Raw genomic sequence first — 16,840 nt, 5'->3', positions numbered from 1 at the left:
CCCGTAAGGTCGAAACTTGTTTGCGCGACAACCGCTGCGGTATGACATCAGCCGTCTCCCACAGGGCTGACCGGAGGGATTGAGGATTTGCCAGAGAAATACGACGTCGGAATCATCGGCCTGGGATATGTGGGCCTGACGCTGGCCACCGTGCTGGCCGAGGCCGGCAACTCCGTCATCGGAATCGAGACCCGTCAGGAATTGGTCGATATGACCAATCAGGGTTTGCCGCATTTCACCGAGACCGGCCTGCCCGACGCCCTCGAGGGCGTCACCCGATTCGGGAAACTGAAGGCCGTCACCGCATTTGACGACAGCTTCTCGTGCGATACGTACATCATCACCGTCGGCACCCCGCTGTCGGCGGACGGTGTCGCACGCGTCGACATGATCGAGGCCGCGGCCCGTGACATCGCCGGAAACATGCAGGACGGCGCGCTCGTCATCCTGCGGTCGACGGTCAAGGTCGGCACCACCCGCGACGTGGTCGCGCCGATGCTGGCCGCCAGCGGCAAGAGCTTCGACATCGCGATGTGCCCCGAGCGCACCCTGGAAGGCAAGGCGCTGCAGGAATTGCGCGAGCTGCCGCAGATCGTCGGTGCCGACGACCCGGCGGTCGCCGACCGGGCCGCCGCGGTATTCCGGAAACTCACCAGCTCGATCGTGCTGGTCTCCGATATCGAGACCGCCGAGATCATCAAATTGGTGAGCAACACCTTCCGCGATGTTCAGTTCGCGTTTGCCAACGAAGTCGCCCGCATTTGCGACGCATTCGGTGTCAGCGCCTACGAGGTGATCTCGGCGGGCAAACTCGGATACAACCGCACCAATATCCCGTTGCCGGGTCTGGTCGGTGGGCCGTGCCTGGAGAAGGACCCGCACATCCTGATGGAGAGCGTCCGCGAACGCGGCGTCACGCTGGACATCACCGCCGCCGGCCGCCTGGTCAACGAGCGCCAGCCCGCCGAGACGGTGCGCTTCATCAGCAGCGAGATCGCCCGCCGGAAGCTGGGCGCCGAAGGGCCGCTGAAGATCAACCTGCTGGGCATGGCGTTCAAGGGCCAGCCCGAGACCAGTGACCTACGCGGGTCGATGTCCATCAAGGTGTTCAATGAGCTGAAGGCCGCGCACCCGGATGCCGAGATCGGTGTCTACGACCCGGTGACCCCGAATGACGTTCTGGCCGAGGCCTTTCCGGGGCACAAGGTGTACAACCGGTTTGGTGACGCGGTGAGCGGCGCGGACGTCGTCGTCCTCGGCAACAACCACCCGTCGCTGGGCACCATCTCGCCGCGCACCATCAGCGAGTTCATCAGCCCCGACGGTTTCGTCTTCGACTACTGGAACCACTACAGCCACCTGCCGGCCACCGAACTGGGCGACAGCTACTTCGCGGTGGGCCGCAGCGGAAAGGTCGTCGAGCGTGTCTGAGAAGGTCGTTGTCACCGGTGGTGGCGGATTCATCGGCGCCTACCTGGTCAAGCGGCTGGTGCGGGACGGCTGGCAGGTCGCGGTCGTGGACTCCATGGTCCGCGGCGATGCCAGCCGATTCGCCGAAGTCGCTTCGGACGTCGAGCTTTTCACGTGTGACGTCCGCGATCAGGACGCCCTCGAGAAGGCGTTCGCCGGCGCCGAGGTGGTCATGCACCTCGCCGCCATCAACGGCACCGAGAACTTCTACAAACAACCGGAACTGGTGCTCGACGTCGGCCTGCGCGGCGCGCTCGCGGTGACCAACGCCGGCCGCGCGGCGGGGGTACCGGACCTCATCGTCGCCTCGACCGCCGAGGTCTACCAGACGCCGGCGATCATCCCGACGCCCGAGACCATCCCGCTGATGCTGCCGGACAGCCTCAACCCCCGGTACTCGTACGGCGGCGGCAAGATCGTCAGCGAGCTGATCGCCTTCAACTACGGGCAGGACCACTACCGGCAGGTGCAGGTCTTCCGGCCGCACAACGTGTTCGGGCCCAACATGGGGTGGAAGCACGTCGAGCCCCAGTTCATCCTGCGGGCGCTGGGCTGCCAGGAGGCTGGTGACCCGACCTTCCCGATCCAGGGTGACGGCAGTGAGACGCGTTCGTTCTGCTACGTCGACGACATCGTCCAGGGCATCTTGACGATGTACGAAAAGGGCGGTCACCGCGAGGTTTACCACATCGGCAGCGACGAGGAACTCAGCGTCCGCGAGCTGGCGGAGCGCATCGGCCGGGCCGTCGGCGTCGAGCTCGAGATCAAGCCCGGCGAGTTGCAGGCCGGCGGCACGCCGCGCCGGTGCCCCGACATCTCGAAGATGCGGGCGCTGGGCTGGTCGCCGCAGGTGGCCCTCGACGACGGTCTGGCGCGCACCGTGGCGTGGTACCGCGAGCACCGAAATGACGTGCCCGCAAACGACCTGATGTAGCCCGGGCACAATAGCGGGTATGAGGGCGCGCATCCTGGCACTTGTCGTCATCGCTGGGCTGCTGCTGACGGGGCTCGCGGCGCTGGTCTACAGCCTCACGCGCCCCGAACCCGAAGCCGTTCAGGCCAAGCCGTCGGCGCAGTTGCCGATGGTGGACAAGGCGTCGCTGGAGCGCGCGATCCACGACGCCTTCACGAGCCAGCCGCCGCAGGCGGTGATCTGCGAGCGCGGCCTCATCGCGAAGGTCGGGCAGAGCACGCGGTGCGACGTCACGATGTCACCGGCCTACGGCATCCAGCCGACCATCACGGTGTCCGGGGTCGAGGGCGGCAAGGTCAGCTATTCGATGACCCCGGCGGTCTCCAAGACGCAGTTGGAGGCGGCCGTGGCGGACATGGTGACCCGCACCCGCAAGGCGGCCCCGGACTCGGTGACGTGCCTGTCGGGACTGGAGGGCAAGCAGGGCGCGGTGGCGCTGTGCGACATCACCGACGACGGGTTCACCAGCCGGCGCACCGCCCTGGTGAGCGAAGTGTCCGGGCTCGCAATGAATTACGGCCTGACGCCCGTGCTGGAGAAGTCCGTGGCCGAGAGCTCCCTCGCCTCGCAACTGGGCCAGAGCCCGAACACCGTCACGTGCGCCGGCGATGTGGACAGCAAGGTCGGGGCGACGCAGCGCTGCACCGCGGTCGTCGGCGGCCAGAACCGGGCCTACACCCTGACGGTCACCGACGTCGCCGACGGCAAGGTGTCGTTCAGCTACAAGCCGGCCAACTGACCAGACCCATCCGCCGGCCGGTTGGCGCCGAATCCCACTGAGACCGAATCAACTCGGAGGTTTGATGGGAATCGAGTACAGCAGCGTGGTCGACGCGCCACGCGACGACGTGTTCGCCTGGCACGCGCGGCCGGGGGCCATCCACCGGATGCTGCCGCCGTGGCAGCCCATGAGCGTGGTTGCCGAAGCGGCGTCGCTGGCCGACGGGCGCGCCGTGCTCGGCCTGCCCGGCGGGTTGCGCTGGAGCGCACAGCACAATCCCGCCGACTATGCGCCGCCCGCACGGTTCGTCGATGAGTTGAGCCGCGACGGATTGCGTTCGCTGCCAACACAGTTGATCGGGCACTGGCGGCACGAACACTGCTTCGACGCCGTCGGCGACGGGCGCACCCGGGTCACCGACCGTGTCGATGCGCCGGTCCCCGGGCACCTCCTCGAGCCGACGTTCCGCTACCGCCATCGCCAGCTGAGCGACGACCTGGCCGCCCACCGGTGGGCGCGCGAGCACGGCGAGCGTCCCGGCTCGGTGGCGGTGACCGGGGCATCAGGCCTGATCGGCAGCGCCCTGACCGCCTTCCTGTCGACCGGTGGTTGCCGCGTCATCAGGCTGGTGCGCCGCGAACCGCGCGACGACACCGAGCGTCGCTGGGATCCCGAATCACCCGCCGATGACCTGCTCGACGGCATCGACGCCGTGGTGCACCTGGCGGGCGCATCGATTGCCGGCCGGTTCACCGACGCGCACAAGAAAGCGGTGCGCGGCAGCCGGATCGAGCCGACCCGCCGGCTGGCCGAGTGCGCCGCAGGAGCGACGGACGGGCCGTCGGTCTTCGTCAGCGCGTCGGCCGTCGGCTGGTACGGGGACGACCGGGCCGACGAGCGCCTCGACGAATCGGCGCAACCGGGCGACGGGTTCCTGGCCGACGTCGTCGCCGACTGGGAAGCGGCGACGGCGCCGGCAACCGCGGCCGGACTGCGCGTCGTCAACGTGCGTACCGGGATCGTGCAGACGCCGCGCGGCGGCACGCTGCAACTGATGCGGCCGCTGTTCGCCGCCGGTCTCGGCGGACCGCTCGGCAACGGGCGGCAGTGGCTGTCGTGGATCGACATCGACGACCTGATCGATGTGTACCACCGCGCCCTCGTCGACGCCGGGCTGTCCGGTCCGGTGAATGCCGTTGCCCCGCAACCGGTCCGCAACGCGGACTACACGCGGACCCTGGCCGGGGTGCTGCACCGTCCGGCCGTGCTGCCCGTGCCCGCCCTTGGACCGGCGCTGCTGCTCGGCCGGCAGGGGGCGCGCGAGCTGGCCATGGCCAGTCAGCGCGTCGTACCCGGCCGGCTCATCGACGCCGGGCACCGCTTCCGGCGCCCGGATCTCGAACAGTGCCTGCGGCACCAGCTGGGAAAGGCGGCCCGATGATCGACGCGCAACGTCAGTTGGTGGTGGCCGCGCCTGCGGACGCCGTCTTCGCGTATCTGGCGGACTTCACCACCACGACGCAGTGGGACCCCGGCACCGTGCACACCGAACGCATCGCCGGCGACGGCGGCGTGGGGACCCGCTACGCGAACACGTCGCGCTTCGCCGGTCGCACGTCGGAGATCATGTACGAAGTCACCAGCCTGACGCCGGGGCAGTCGATCGAACTGCGCGGCGTCAACCAGTACCTGATCGCGCGCGACACCATCACGGTGGTGCCGCACGTGGACGGTACCCAGGTCACCTACCGGATCAGGTTCGCGTTCCAGGGGTGGCTGCGGTGGCTCGAGCCCGTGCTGCAACTCGCGGTGGCGCACCTCCTCGACGACGGGGCGCGCGGGCTCCGCCGCGAACTCGCCCGAATCTGATTGCGCGACAAGCCCTCACAAACCGATGGCAGCGGCGCAGTACTGCCACACCTGCCGCACCCGGGCGTCGTCGTCTCGGGTGGGCAAGTAGTGCGTGGGACGGATGCGGCGGTCGTGCCAGAACTGTCCGGAGACCGGGGCGGGTTCGGTGGCGGTCAACCAGACCGCGGTGTCGGCGGCCTGTTCGGGCGTCCGCAGGATCGGACGCGTCACGCGGCGGAACCCGGGCAGTGACTGCGCGACGCCGGGGGTGTCGGCCCAGCCGGGATGCATGGCCGCCACCATCAGTTCGGGCCAGCGCCGCGCCAGCAGCGGCGTCAACGCGACCTGGATGCGCTTACTGCGCGCGTACGCCGTGGCACCGCGGTAATGCCCGCGCCGGTACTCGATGTCGTCGACCGGAAGTGCCTGGGTGTACATGCCGCCGGAGGACATCAGCACGACCCGCGCTGCCGGGGTCAGCCCCGGCCGCAGGAGTTCCGTCAGCAACACCGGCCCCAGAACGTGGGTTGCCAGCGAGAGCTCATGTCCTTCAGCGCTTTCCGTGCGCTGTTCGGGCATGACGCCGGCGTTGTGGATCACGGCGTCGAGCCGTGGGCGCCGCGACAGCAGGTCTGCGGCGAACGACCGGACGGCCGCCAGGTGCGACACGTCGCACACCTCCACGGCCACGTCGGCGGCCGGCGCGACGGTGAGCACATGGTGTCGCGCGGCCTCGCCGCGGGCCCGGTCGCGCACCGTCATCAACACCGTCGCCCCGAGCGTCGCGAGTTCGGTGGCGATGGCCTTGCCGATACCGGAATTCGCGCCGGTGACCAGCACGGTGCGACCGGCGAGGGCGCCGGCCGGCAGCTCGGGGGCCCGCCAGAGCTGTTGCCGCACAGCCAGACCCAGTCGGGAGTACCCGAGTACGACGGTGCGGTCGAGGAGATCGTCGAAGAAGGCGCCGACCATGGTCATCAGGTCAGGGCGACGACGACGACCGGATCGCTCGTCGGCTGGCTGGACCCGGAGCCCGGCTCGACTGTCACGGCCACCTTGGCGGCCGAGTCCAGCGCCGGTATCACCTCGCCGCCGGGTGGCGGCATGGTGTCCGCGCTCATCGTCCCGGCGGATCGCGGCGCTCCCGACGTCGGGATGAACCACATCTGATAGACGTGGCCGGCCGGCGGCGCGGGCACATCGGACATGGCCACGACGACGGCGTTCGCCCGTTGTGACGCGCTGAGGGTGATGGTACCGCCGGCAACCGGCGCCGAGTACGTGCGGATGTCCGGGTTGGCCAGCACCTGCGACACCGTCGGCTGTGCCGGGTGCTCGGTGAAGCGATCGGCGATCACCGTCGTGCCGATGGCGATCGCGCAGATCACGGCGGCAGCCGCCGCGAGCCGGACGATCAGCCGGCGTCGCCGGGTTCGCCTGAGTGCCAACTCATCCGAACTGCGCTCGGCCGCCTGGATGCCGATGGCCTGCAGGATGCGCACGCGCAGCTCGGCGGGCGGCGTCAGGGTGTCACCCGCGGTGAGCACTGCCATGGTCTCCTGGGTGTCGCCGACGATGCGGGCGAAGGCTTGCGCGGTGTGCGGCGCCGCGACGCCCAGGCGGCCGGCGATGTCGGAGCGTTCCGCCTCGGACACCGCATCGAGTGCATATACGTACGCGAGATCGAGCAATTGCTGTTCGTCGTCGGTGTAGCTGTCAGGCATCGGTGCCCACCCCCAAGCAGTTCTTCAGGCGGATCAGGCCGTCCCGGATTCGGGCCTTGATAGTGGGGAGCGTGACGGCGAGGTGCTCGGCGACCTCCCGATAGGTGTGGCCGCTGTAGTACGCCAGGCCGATGGCTTCGCGCTGGACGGCGGTCAGTCCATCGAGGCAGTCGGTGACCTCCTGCTCATCGAGTCGCTGTCCCACCTCGTCGGCGACGGTGTCGTGCTCGCGACCGAGGTTCGAGGCGCCGTACGCGTGGTTGCGGTCGGCGGCCGACTGTTCGGAGCGGACCCGGTCGATGCTGCGGCGGTGGGTCAACGTCATCAGCCAGCCGATCGGGCTGGCCAGCGCGGGGTCGTATTGCCGCGCCGCAGAGGACCACACCTGGAGGAAAACCTCCTGCACGACGTCCTCGGCCAGGGTCCGGTCCCGCACGACGCGATAGGCGAGGCCGAACACCCGTGGCGAGGTGAGGTCGTAGAACTCGGTGAAAGCCGCACTGTCGCCGTCGGCGATCGCGGTGAGCAGAGCTACGCGGTCCGGCTCACCTTCCATCCGGGAATCGTCGCACGGCTGCGCGAGAACCGGGTCGATCTGACGCAACCGGTCGGATCCGGACGGCGTGCTCACGATCGCGCCTTCGGCTGCAGGACCAGCTGGTGCAGGTCCAGGTAGCCCGAGGCGAAGCCCGCCTCGGAGTAGGCCAGGTAGAAACGCCACATCCGCCGGAAGATGCGGTCGAATCCCAGGGCGTCGGCGCCGGCGCTGTTCGCGGTGAATCGCTGCAGCCACAGCCTGAGGGTGTGCGCGTAGTGCGGTCCGAACGAATGCCGGTCGGTGATGCGCAGTGCGGTGTGTGCGCTGATCGACCGTTCCATGAGCTTGACCGACGGCAGGAACCCGCCCGGGAAGATGTACTTGTGCACCCAGGTGTAGGTGTCACGCGAAGCCAGCATGCGTTTGTGCGGCATGGTGATCAGCTGCAGTCCGACCCGGCCGTCGACATCGAGGAGCCGCTCGAGCGTGCGCAGATAGGCCGGTAGGTAGCGATACCCGACGGCCTCGATCATCTCGACGGAGATGATCGCGTCGTACGTCCCGGTGATGTCGCGGTAGTCGCACAGCTCGACCGTGATGCGGTCGGACAGTCCCGCGGCGGCGATGCGCTCGCGGGCCAGCAGCTGCTGCTCGCGGGACAGGGTGACGGTGTGGACGTGCGCGCCACGCTGCGCGGCTCGGATCGCCAATTCGCCCCAGCCGGTGCCGATTTCGAGCAGCCGCGTGCCGGCGCCGACGCCGGTGGCGTCCAGCAGCCGGTCGATCTTGCGGTGCTGCGCTGCCGCCAGGTCGCGCCACGCCGGCGCCGGGTCGAGCGTGTCGAACAGCGCGCACGAGTAGGTCAGCGTCGGATCGAGGAACATGCTGAAGAACTCGTTGGACAGGTCGTAGTGATGGGCGATGTTCGCGCGCGTATCCGCTTGTGCCCCACGGTGGTTGCGGGGTGTCCGTGGCAGCAGCACGGAGCGCAGCCCCTGGAACGCGGCCGGCACGACCGTGTCGATGCGCGACGCCAGTGCGGTGAGTACGGCCGTGAGCTCGGGCGCCGACCAGTCTCCGACCATGTATGCCTCGCCGAAGCCGATCAGGCCACTGTTCGCGATCCGGCCGAAGAAGTCGTCGGGGCGGTGCAACAGCATTCGCGGTGCGGCCGGATCATCGGCGCCGGCCGCGCCCTGGACGGTGCCGTCCGGATACTCCACCCGCACCGGCAGGTCCCGTACCGCGGCCCGGAACAACGCCCGCGCGACGGGCGTGCCGAGCCGGGTCCGCAGACCACTCGGCACCTGGGCGATTTCGGTCCATCTGGCCGGCAGGAACGGATCGTACGCGGCGGCACCGTCGTGGAGTTGATTCGTCATAGGGCGGCCTCCTGGGGGCGAGGGTGCAGTGGCAGGCCGCGCGCCCAGAGGCGCACGCCCTGCCAGCGGATGCGGGCGAGGACCAGCAGCGGCGCCAGCGGCGCTGCCAGTGCAGTGGTCAAAACGGTTGCGGGGCGGGCGGGTTGAACGGTCCCGGTCCAGGTGGCGGTCATGACGACGCCGCCGGACGCATCGAGCAGGGTGACCGCCACGCAGAGCCGGTCCCGTGTCGGCTCCGGGATGCGCAGCACGTAACGGCCACTGACCGGGTTGAAGGGGGATACGTAGAACGCCTTCGGCACCGTCACCTCACCGCGGTGATCGGCACGCAGCAGATAGCGGTGCCGGCCCCCGTAGGTGTTGTGCACCTCGGCGATGGCACAGACCAGCGCGCCGGCGGCATCGTGGCACCAGTAGACGGTCAAGGGGTTGAACACGAAACCGAAGACCCTGGCATTGGCCAGCATTCGGATGTGGCCGCCGCCGAGGTCGATGCCGTGTTCGCCGAGATAGGCGTCGACGTTCTCGCGCAGCGTCCGGTGCGGATCGCCGGCATGGTCGGCGGCGTGGAACCCGGCCAACCGCCGCAACAGGCGGGGCAGCTCGGGCACGGCGTCGAGGTCGACCAGCCAGCTGTAGCTGCGGTAGGTGAACGCGTGCCGCACCGGCACGGTGCGCGCGTGGTGGATCCTGGTCCGCACGATCTGTGGTGGGCTCATGCCACATTCCCCGCCGGCCGCAGCAGAGGTGGCACCGCACCGCTCCAGCTGCCGCCGAGTCGTTCCGCCGCGACGACGCCGGACACCGCGCCGTCTTCGTGGAAGCCCCAGCCGTGATACGCGCCGGCGAACGCCACGCGGTGATCACCGAGCGTGTGCAGGCGCTGTTGTGCGGCGCGGAACTCGGGGGAGTACTGCGGGTGGTCGTAGAGCATGGTGGCGATGACCTGACCCGGATCGACCCGGGTGCCGCCGCCCAGCGTCACCACGAACCGCCGGTCGGTGCTCCCGTCGAGTCGCTGCAGCCGGTTGAGGTCGTAACTGACCAGGACCTCGTCGGACTGGACGGTGCACGACGGCATCCGGTAGTTCCACGACGCACGAGCGCCACGGCGTCGCGGCAGCAGTGACGTATCCGTGTGCAGCACAGTGTGATTGATCGAGTACCGCAGGGCGCCGAGAATCTCGATCTCATCCGCCGTCGGCTGGTCCAGGATCGACAGGGCCTGATTCGGATGCGTCGCGATGACGGCCGCGTCGAACTGTTCGACGCGGTCCGCGTCGTCACGCACCAGCACGCCGTCGGAGTTGCGGGTGATGGCGCGTACGGGTACGCCGAGGCGTACCGACGGCAGCCGCGCGGTGACCGCCTCGACGTACCGCGCGGAGCCTCCCGTCACCGTCCGCCAGGTCGGTGACCCGAACACCGTCAGCATCCCGTGATGGTCGAGGAACGCCAGCAGGTAGCCGACCGGATAGTCGAGCGCGACGTCCGGGGGACACGACCACACCGCGGCGACCAGCGGCACCATGAAATGCGCGACGAAGTAGCGGGAAAACCCTGCGGCCCCGAGGAATTCGCCGAGGGTCTGCCCGTCCGCCACGCCGCGCGCCAGCTCGGCGCGGGCGAGCCGGTGGAAGCGCGTCACCTCGGCGAGCAGACGCAGATAGCGCGGCGAGACCAGCGCGCCCGGCGTGGCGAACAGGCCCTTCAGCCCCTTCGCGCCGGCGTACTCCAGGCCGCAGCCTTCGCAGCACACCGACATCGACATGTCGGATTCCTGTGTCCGGACACCGAGTTCGGCGAACAGTCGCAGCAGAGTGGGATAGGTGCGGTCGTTGTGCACGATGAAGCCGGAGTCGACGCCGACGACGTCGGTGCCGCCGCGGCGTGCCGCCAGCTCATGCGTGTGGGCGTGACCACCGCATCGCGGTTGTGCCTCGAACAGGGTGACTTCCGCGTCGCGGGCGAGCACCCAGGCCGCGGTGAGCCCCGATATGCCGCTCCCGATCACTGCAATCCGCCGCACCGTGCCGTCCTTCCTGGTTTGTCACCAGGAGTTCGGTGCGGGATGCGGTGCGGATAGGTGGATTCGGGAAAAAACTACGCGGGCCGGTTCGCGGCCCACAGCTCCGCGACGGACACGCCGAGCCGGGCCAGCATGCGGCGCAGCAGCGGCAGGCTCAGGCCGATGACGTTGGAGGGGTCGCCGTCGATGCCGTCGATGAACCAGCTGCCCAGGCCGTCGAGCGTGAAAGCGCCTGCCACCCAGAGGGGTTCGCCGGTGCCGACGTAGGCGTCCAGGTCCGCGGCACTCGGCTCGCCGAAATGCACCGTGGTGGAACCGAGTTCGGTGACCTGATCGGTGACGGCGCCGGCGGTCAGGCGCAGCACACAGTGGCCGGTGTGCAGGACGGCGCTGTGGCCGGCCATCGAGTGCCATTGCCGGCGAGCCACATCGGGGGCGCCGGGCTTGCCGGTGAGCCGGCCATCGAACTCGAGCATCGAATCACAGCCGATCACAACGCAATCCGACGACAGACTCGCGTCGAGGGAGTCGGCGACCCGCTGCGCCTTGGCTGTTGCCAGGGCGCGTACGACATCGCCGGGGCCCGCGTCGGCGAGAGACGCGATGATCGCGTCCTCGTCGACGTCGGACACCAGCACGACCGGTTCGACACCGGCCTTGCGCAAGACACTGAGCCGGCCCGAGGAGGCCGAGCCCAGAACGAGCCTCATCGACGGATGAAGGTGCGCTCCACCAACGTCACCAGCTGCCAGCTGGTGTACGCGTACCGCAGCTTGGAGACCGGGTGGCCCCAGTCGTTGCGGTCGCCGGCCTCGGCGGCACCGCCACCGGAGGCGCTGGCCAGCACCGTCACCAGAGCAGCGAGCTCCTCGTCGGAAGGGTTGCCCTTGACGACCTGGAACAGCGGCGCGACGGGCGCTTCCACGGCCTCTTCCGGGGTCTGCACGTCGCCGCTCACAGCGGAATGTTCCCGTGCTTCTTCGGCGGCGTCTGAACGACCTTGCGCTCCAGCAGACGCAGCGAGTTGGCGATGTAGCCGCGGGTGTGCGACGGCGGGATGACCGCGTCGACGTAGCCACGCTCGGCCGCGACGTACGGGTTCACCAGGGTGTCCTCGTATTCCTGCTGCAGCTGCAGGCGCAGGGCATCGACGTCCTCGCCGTTGGCTGCGGCGGCCTTGAGCTCCTGGCGGTAGACGAAGCCGACCGCGCCGGAGGCGCCCATGACGGCGATCTGGGCCGTCGGCCACGCGAGGTTGACGTCGCAACCCATGTCCTTGGAACCCATGACGCAGTAGGCGCCGCCGTAGGCCTTACGGGTGATGACGGTGATCTTGGCGACGGTGGCCTCACCGTAGGCGTACAGCAGCTTGGCGCCGCGGCGGATGATGCCGTTGTACTCCTGCTCGGTGCCCGGCAGGAAGCCCGGGACGTCCACCAGCATGATGATCGGGATGTTGAAGGCGTCGCAGGTGCGGATGAACCGCGCGGCCTTCTCGGAGGCGTTGATGTCCAGGCAGCCGGCGAACTGGGTCGGCTGGTTGGCCACGATGCCGACCGGGCGGCCGTCGATGCGGCCGAAGCCGATGACGATGTTCTGCGCGTAGCCGGGCTGGATCTCCAGGAACTCGTCGTCGTCGAGGATGCGCGAGATGACCTCGTGCATGTCGTACGGCTGGTTCGGCGAATCCGGGATCAGGGTGTCGAGCTCGAGGTCCTCTTCGGTGAGGTTGTCCTCGACGGCACCCGGGTGCGGCGGCGCGGGCAGGCGCGGCGGCTCGGCGTAGTTGTTCGGGGGCAGGTAGCTCAGCAGGTCGCGGACGTAGTCCAGGGCATCCTGCTCGCCCGAGGCGACGTAGTGCACGGTGCCGGACTTGGCCTCGTGGGTGTGGGCGCCGCCCAGCTCCTCCATGGTGACTTCTTCACCGGTGACGGTCTTGATGACGTCCGGTCCGGTGATGAACATCTGGCTGGTCTGGTCGACCATGATGATGAAGTCGGTGAGCGCGGGCGAGTACACGTGGCCACCGGCCGCGGCACCCATGATGAGCGAAATCTGGGGGATGACACCCGACGCCAGGATGTTGTTGCGGAAGATGCGGCTGTACAGACCGAGCGAGACCACACCCTCCTGGATGCGGGCGCCGGCGCCGTCGTTGATGCCGATCAGCGGGCGGCCGGTCTTGATGGCCAGCTCCTGGACCTTGACGATCTTCTCGCCGTAGACCTCACCGAGGCTGCCGCCGAAGACGGTGGCGTCCTGGCTGAAGATGCAGACCTCGCGGCCGTCGATGGTGCCGTAGCCGGTGACCACACCGTCGCCGAGCGGGTGCTTGTCGGCCAGGCCGAAGTTGGTGCTGCGGTGCTTGGCCAGCGCGTCGAGTTCGACGAACGAGCCCTCGTCCAGCAGCGCCAGGATGCGCTCGCGGGCGGTGAGCTTGCCCTTCTGGTGGACCTTCTCCACCGCGGCCTCGCCGACGGGGTGCAGGGTCTCTTCGGTACGCCTACGCAGGTCTTCCAGCTTGCCTGCGGTGGTGTGGATGTCGATCGCCTTGTCCACCGGTGGCTCGGTCACGCTCGTCATGGCGACGATGTTAACGGTTCTCTAAGAAAGTTGTGAAGGTGGGGTGCTCTCTCGGCGGGTCACGCCGGTTTGCGCAGGACCACGGCCGCGAAACTCGTGAGTGCGGGCACCGGGTGCTTAAGAAGGAAACGGCTCTTCGCGCGCTCGAGGGCATCGAGCGGAGGCAGCACACGGTAGTAGCCGTGGCCGTAGGCGCCGGACCACGATTCGACCTGGAAACCGACGCTCTCGTAGCGCTTGATGGCCTTCTGGGTGGGGCCGGTGGTCCAGCGGTAGTAGGCCGGGAACTTCTCGTGGTGCGGGTTCTGCAACCGCCCGGGCTGCAGCTTGCTGATGACGGTGCGCGCCGCCTGCTCGGGGATGAGCAGGTTCACCACGAACGGGAACGCGAACAGCGTCGGGAAGAAATGCACCGAAAGTCCGCCTGGGCGAAGGAGTTTGAAGCAGTTCTCGTGGAACGTGCGGGCGTCGGGCAGGTGCTCGCACAGCATCTTGGAGAACACCAGGTCGTACGCGGCCAGCTCGTTGTCGATCGGTTTGCACAGATCGGCGACGCGGGTGTGCACGCGGCTGTTGGCCTTGGCGAGTTCGGTGGCGGAGATGTCGATGACGACGCGCTCGTCGGCGAAGCTCCAGTCGTCGCCGCCGATGATCGGGTTGGCGCCGCCACCGAGTTCGGCGACGGCCTTGACGCCTTCGCGCTCGGCCAGGGTGCGGACGGACTCGTCGTAGCCCTGCCAGAGGGTGTCCAGGTCCTTGTAATGGACATCCACGTGTGTACCGCTCATTTGCGCACCGTTCATAGATTTTTCCGCCCCCGCGGCTTGCACGACCTGCGTCAGCAGTTTGCTGGTAAGTCAATATACACTTCGCGCGCTGGTCCCGCCCGTAACTCGGGTTGAACAGCGTTCAGGCGGTGGCATTTGCTGAGCGGGCACTGAGCGCGGTCGCGACCCGGCGCCGCTCGGGCAGTGGGTAATGCCTGGTCGAAGCCGCGAGACCGGGTTGCCGTCGGGGGAGCGCGGCGCCGGGAAAGGCGGACCGATGGTACCGAATCGCGCTTAGCTGAGGGAGCGCGTGCGCACTGTCGGCAGTGCGTCCTGCGCAGGCGCGATGCATTTAGCTTGTCATTTGCGTAAGTTTGCGGTTCGATATGCGTGCCCGCTCTTTTCGGGTAGCTGACTCTACGACCGCGAAACGATCAGCAGATCGGCGCAAGGGGATATTCAACAGTGCATTCGACGCGCAAGTACGACGGAGTGGACGGGCCGAAGGTGGCCATCGCCCACGACTATCTGACCCAGTTCGGCGGCGCGGAAAAAGTTGTCCTGTCGATGACGAAGGCGTTCCCGGACGCCCCGCTCTACACGATGCTCTACGACCCCGAGCTGACCTACCCGGAGTTTGCCGACCTGGACATCCGGGTGTCGGCGCTCAACAAGGTGGGTCTGGCCCGCAAGTACCACCGGGCCGCGCTGCCCATCTATCCGCGCGTCGCCGAGTCCATGTACGTCGACGCCGACATCGTGCTGGCGAGCTGCAGCGGCTGGTCGCACGGTTTCCGCACCAACGGCAAGAAGCTCATCTACTGTTACAACCCGGCGCGCTGGCTGTACCAGACCGAGGCCTACCTCGGGGACCACGCGAACCCGATCAAGCGCCTGGGCCTCAAGCTCACCAAGAAGCGCCTGCTGGACTGGGACCGTCGGCAGGCGCTCGCGGCCGACAAGTACCTCGCGATCTCGACCATGATCAGCGGCTACGTCAAGAAGGCCTACGACATCGACGCCGAGGTGATGTTCGCGCCGGTGGCGATGTCGCGGTCGTACGCCGTCGAATCCGTCGAGGAGCTCGAGGACAAGGTCGACCTGAGCGATCCGGACGGCAGCTTCTACCTCGTCGTGTGCCGGCTGCTGCCGTACAAGAACGTCGACGTCATCGTGCGGGCTTTCGCGGGTAGTGACCGGCAGCTCGTGGTGGTCGGCAATGGGCCCGAAGCCGAGCGGCTCCGGTCGATGAAGACCGACAATGTGACCATGCTCCACAACCTGACCGACGGGCAGATGGCCTGGCTCTACAAGAACTGCCGAGCACTGATGTCATCGAGTTTCGAGGACTACGGCCTGACCCCCATCGAGGCGGGTGTCTGGGGCCGGCCGAGCGTCGCGCTGCGGTTCGGCGGCTTCCTCGACACCATCGACGAGGGCACCACCGGCCTGTATTTCGATGAACCACAACCGGATTCGGTGCGCGAGGCGCTGGACCGGTTCGAGTCGGCGACGTGGGATCAGGAGAAGATCAAGCATCACGTCTCCCAGTTCACCGAGGACGCGTTCAGCGCTCGACTGCATGAAGCGGTCGACAAGCTGGCCGGGTACTGATGGCGCCAGAAGCGACCCGGGTCGCGACGCTGAAGGACTACCGCCTGGTGTACGTCGGTCCGGCGGACCACGAGACGGCGGTGGGCGACTACGCGGAGAACCTGACGCGCGCGCTGCGGCCACACGTCGGCGAACTCGTCGAGCACCGCACGCTCGGGCCGGGTTCCGACAGCGCGCGGGAAATCCTGGGACACCGGCGTGCAGTGGCGAAGCTGGTCGCCGGTGGGAAACCCGGCCGGGTGCTGGTGCACGCGGAGCTGGCGGCCGGTGCGGTGTCGGCGTTCTGGTCCATCGCGGGGTTGCGTGGGGTGCCGGTGACGGCGACGGTGCACGATCCGCCACAAGGCATCTGGTGGCCGGGGCGCACGAAGTTCGTGGCCCGGCACAAGCTGGTGATGCACGGCCTGCACTACCCGCTGCGTCCGGTGTCCCGGATGCTCGAGGGCGCGGTCAACGGGGAGCGGACGCTGTTCGCGCTGAGCCAGATCGGTGCCCAGTCGATTCGCGACACCTATCCGAACACCGACGTGGCGTACACCCCGTACCTCGTCTGCGAGCGGCCCCGGGTCCGCCCGGTGACCGAGCGCCCGAAGGCCGTCGGCTTCTTCGGGCATGTGTACCGCGGCAAGGGTTTCGAGCAGATCGCGCGCATCCGCCGGGAGTTGCCCGACGACATCGTGATCCGGGTGGCGGGCCGGGGGACCGAGGCGCTGCCCGGTGGCCCGGGGGTGGAGATCGTGGGTGCCGTCGACGGTGCCGCCGAGGACGCGTTCTTCGATTCGGTGCGCGCCGTGGTGATTCCGTACGGCAAGCGCCATTTCTACGCCGAGACCTACCCCGCGTCGTCGGTCGCCGCGCACGCCATGGCGTACCGCACCCCGGTGGTGTGCACCGACTACGGCTCTCTGGCCGAGTTCGGCACCGAGACCGGCGCGGTCGTCGTGCCGATGGACTCTGACGACCCGAAGGCGCTGCCGGCCGGGTTCTCGGCGGCCATCGAGGCCCTGCTCAACGACGAGGCGCGGCTCAAGGAATTGGAGACGAATGCCGACCGGACGCGCCAGGAGCGGTCGCCGGAGAACGTCGCCGCCGCCTACGCCGCAAAGTGGTCGGAGATGCTGACGCGCCAGGGCCGGCTGCACTGACGGGGCCGAAACACTGTGGTTAACTCGGAATCCGGGACGACGG

At 68.4% G+C, this 16,840-nt stretch carries 17 protein-coding genes; 7 read left to right on the top strand and 10 right to left on the bottom strand.

The window, feature by feature from the left end; all coding sequences use genetic code 11:
* Positions 1-87 precede the first annotated feature (87 nt).
* The 5 genes from ACZ5IQ_RS21250 to ACZ5IQ_RS21230 all read left to right on the top strand — a co-directional run bounded on the left by ACZ5IQ_RS21250 (position 88) and on the right by ACZ5IQ_RS21230 (position 5,033).
* Positions 88-1,431, top strand: a complete 1,344-nt coding sequence (locus ACZ5IQ_RS21250; protein WP_464480221.1) for a nucleotide sugar dehydrogenase — start codon at positions 88-90, stop codon at positions 1,429-1,431.
* Positions 1,424-2,404, top strand: a complete 981-nt coding sequence (locus ACZ5IQ_RS21245) for an NAD-dependent epimerase/dehydratase family protein (protein ID WP_318986421.1) — start codon at positions 1,424-1,426, stop codon at positions 2,402-2,404. The genes ACZ5IQ_RS21250 and ACZ5IQ_RS21245 overlap by 8 nt, the downstream gene beginning before the upstream one ends.
* Positions 2,405-2,423: 19 nt before the next feature.
* Complete coding sequence (locus tag ACZ5IQ_RS21240; RefSeq protein ID WP_318986422.1) at positions 2,424-3,182, top strand: DUF4333 domain-containing protein; 759 nt, start codon at positions 2,424-2,426, stop codon at positions 3,180-3,182.
* Between the two features lie 64 nt (positions 3,183-3,246).
* The gene (locus ACZ5IQ_RS21235; protein ID WP_406801395.1) at positions 3,247-4,605 is read left to right on the top strand and encodes a TIGR01777 family oxidoreductase; all 1,359 of its coding nucleotides are present in this window, start codon (positions 3,247-3,249) and stop codon (positions 4,603-4,605) included.
* Complete coding sequence (locus ACZ5IQ_RS21230; RefSeq protein ID WP_406801396.1) at positions 4,602-5,033, top strand: SRPBCC family protein; 432 nt, start codon at positions 4,602-4,604, stop codon at positions 5,031-5,033. Before ACZ5IQ_RS21235 ends, ACZ5IQ_RS21230 begins: the two co-directional genes overlap by 4 nt.
* Before the next feature lie 15 nt (positions 5,034-5,048).
* Here ACZ5IQ_RS21230 and ACZ5IQ_RS21225 read toward each other — a convergent pair whose 3' ends face one another.
* The 10 genes from ACZ5IQ_RS21225 to ACZ5IQ_RS21180 form a co-directional block, all read right to left on the bottom strand.
* On the bottom strand, positions 5,049-5,993 hold the full coding sequence (locus tag ACZ5IQ_RS21225; protein WP_464480220.1) for an SDR family oxidoreductase: 945 nt from the start codon (positions 5,991-5,993) through the stop codon (positions 5,049-5,051).
* Positions 5,993-6,739 (bottom strand): anti-sigma factor, encoded by a 747-nt coding sequence (locus ACZ5IQ_RS21220; protein WP_064858487.1) that lies wholly within the window; start codon positions 6,737-6,739, stop codon positions 5,993-5,995. Before ACZ5IQ_RS21220 ends, ACZ5IQ_RS21225 begins: the two co-directional genes overlap by 1 nt.
* The gene (gene sigK / locus ACZ5IQ_RS21215; RefSeq protein WP_064858486.1) at positions 6,732-7,370 is read right to left on the bottom strand and encodes an ECF RNA polymerase sigma factor SigK; all 639 of its coding nucleotides are present in this window, start codon (positions 7,368-7,370) and stop codon (positions 6,732-6,734) included. The genes ACZ5IQ_RS21220 and sigK overlap by 8 nt, the downstream gene beginning before the upstream one ends.
* Positions 7,367-8,659 (bottom strand): SAM-dependent methyltransferase, encoded by a 1,293-nt coding sequence (locus ACZ5IQ_RS21210; RefSeq protein WP_064858485.1) that lies wholly within the window; start codon positions 8,657-8,659, stop codon positions 7,367-7,369. The genes sigK and ACZ5IQ_RS21210 overlap by 4 nt, the downstream gene beginning before the upstream one ends.
* Positions 8,656-9,378 carry a DUF1365 domain-containing protein gene (locus tag ACZ5IQ_RS21205; protein WP_464480219.1) on the bottom strand — a complete coding sequence of 241 codons (723 nt, stop codon included), beginning with the start codon at positions 9,376-9,378 and terminating at the stop codon, positions 8,656-8,658. The genes ACZ5IQ_RS21210 and ACZ5IQ_RS21205 overlap by 4 nt, the downstream gene beginning before the upstream one ends.
* The gene (locus ACZ5IQ_RS21200; RefSeq protein WP_456093947.1) at positions 9,375-10,688 is read right to left on the bottom strand and encodes an NAD(P)/FAD-dependent oxidoreductase; all 1,314 of its coding nucleotides are present in this window, start codon (positions 10,686-10,688) and stop codon (positions 9,375-9,377) included. Before ACZ5IQ_RS21200 ends, ACZ5IQ_RS21205 begins: the two co-directional genes overlap by 4 nt.
* Positions 10,689-10,762: 74 nt before the next feature.
* Positions 10,763-11,398: a Maf family protein gene (locus ACZ5IQ_RS21195; protein WP_464480218.1), complete on the bottom strand. Its 636-nt coding sequence runs from the start codon at positions 11,396-11,398 to the stop codon at positions 10,763-10,765.
* Entirely contained in the window at positions 11,395-11,646 is a 252-nt protein-coding gene (locus ACZ5IQ_RS21190; RefSeq protein WP_212806622.1) for an acyl-CoA carboxylase subunit epsilon, read from the bottom strand. Before ACZ5IQ_RS21190 ends, ACZ5IQ_RS21195 begins: the two co-directional genes overlap by 4 nt.
* Positions 11,643-13,271 carry an acyl-CoA carboxylase subunit beta gene (locus ACZ5IQ_RS21185; protein WP_226519208.1) on the bottom strand — a complete coding sequence of 543 codons (1,629 nt, stop codon included), beginning with the start codon at positions 13,269-13,271 and terminating at the stop codon, positions 11,643-11,645. Before ACZ5IQ_RS21185 ends, ACZ5IQ_RS21190 begins: the two co-directional genes overlap by 4 nt.
* A gap of 59 nt (positions 13,272-13,330) precedes the next feature.
* A complete protein-coding gene (locus tag ACZ5IQ_RS21180) occupies positions 13,331-14,059 on the bottom strand; it encodes a class I SAM-dependent methyltransferase (RefSeq protein ID WP_234880725.1) in 729 nt (242 codons plus the stop codon).
* A 444-nt stretch (positions 14,060-14,503) separates the two neighbouring features.
* On the opposite strand from ACZ5IQ_RS21180, the gene ACZ5IQ_RS21175 reads away from it, so the two are divergent.
* Together ACZ5IQ_RS21175 and ACZ5IQ_RS21170 are read left to right on the top strand one after the other, a co-directional pair.
* The gene (locus ACZ5IQ_RS21175; protein ID WP_226519206.1) at positions 14,504-15,652 is read left to right on the top strand and encodes a glycosyltransferase; all 1,149 of its coding nucleotides are present in this window, start codon (positions 14,504-14,506) and stop codon (positions 15,650-15,652) included.
* Positions 15,652-16,797, top strand: coding sequence for a glycosyltransferase family 4 protein (locus ACZ5IQ_RS21170; protein WP_135355364.1), 1,146 nt, complete (start codon positions 15,652-15,654; stop codon positions 16,795-16,797). The genes ACZ5IQ_RS21175 and ACZ5IQ_RS21170 overlap by 1 nt, the downstream gene beginning before the upstream one ends.
* The last annotated feature ends 43 nt before the right edge of the window (positions 16,798-16,840 follow it).

It is taken from the genome of Mycobacterium toneyamaense (assembly GCF_055384815.1).
Note: the sequence above shows the minus strand (reverse complement) of the source record. Positions and strands in the feature narration are given on the sequence as shown.

Coding starts and splice junctions, on each gene's coding strand:
- ACZ5IQ_RS21240 (WP_318986422.1), top strand. CDS start 2,424: ATGAGGGCGCGCATCCTGGCACTTGTCGTCATCGCTGGGCTGCTGCTG.
- ACZ5IQ_RS21235 (WP_406801395.1), top strand. CDS start 3,247: ATGGGAATCGAGTACAGCAGCGTGGTCGACGCGCCACGCGACGACGTG.
- ACZ5IQ_RS21230 (WP_406801396.1), top strand. CDS start 4,602: ATGATCGACGCGCAACGTCAGTTGGTGGTGGCCGCGCCTGCGGACGCC.
- ACZ5IQ_RS21225 (WP_464480220.1), bottom strand. CDS start 5,993: ATGACCATGGTCGGCGCCTTCTTCGACGATCTCCTCGACCGCACCGTC.
- ACZ5IQ_RS21220 (WP_064858487.1), bottom strand. CDS start 6,739: ATGCCTGACAGCTACACCGACGACGAACAGCAATTGCTCGATCTCGCG.
- ACZ5IQ_RS21210 (WP_064858485.1), bottom strand. CDS start 8,659: ATGACGAATCAACTCCACGACGGTGCCGCCGCGTACGATCCGTTCCTG.
- ACZ5IQ_RS21205 (WP_464480219.1), bottom strand. CDS start 9,378: ATGAGCCCACCACAGATCGTGCGGACCAGGATCCACCACGCGCGCACC.
- ACZ5IQ_RS21195 (WP_464480218.1), bottom strand. CDS start 11,398: ATGAGGCTCGTTCTGGGCTCGGCCTCCTCGGGCCGGCTCAGTGTCTTG.
- ACZ5IQ_RS21185 (WP_226519208.1), bottom strand. CDS start 13,271: ATGACGAGCGTGACCGAGCCACCGGTGGACAAGGCGATCGACATCCAC.
- ACZ5IQ_RS21180 (WP_234880725.1), bottom strand. CDS start 14,059: ATGAGCGGTACACACGTGGATGTCCATTACAAGGACCTGGACACCCTC.
- ACZ5IQ_RS21170 (WP_135355364.1), top strand. CDS start 15,652: ATGGCGCCAGAAGCGACCCGGGTCGCGACGCTGAAGGACTACCGCCTG.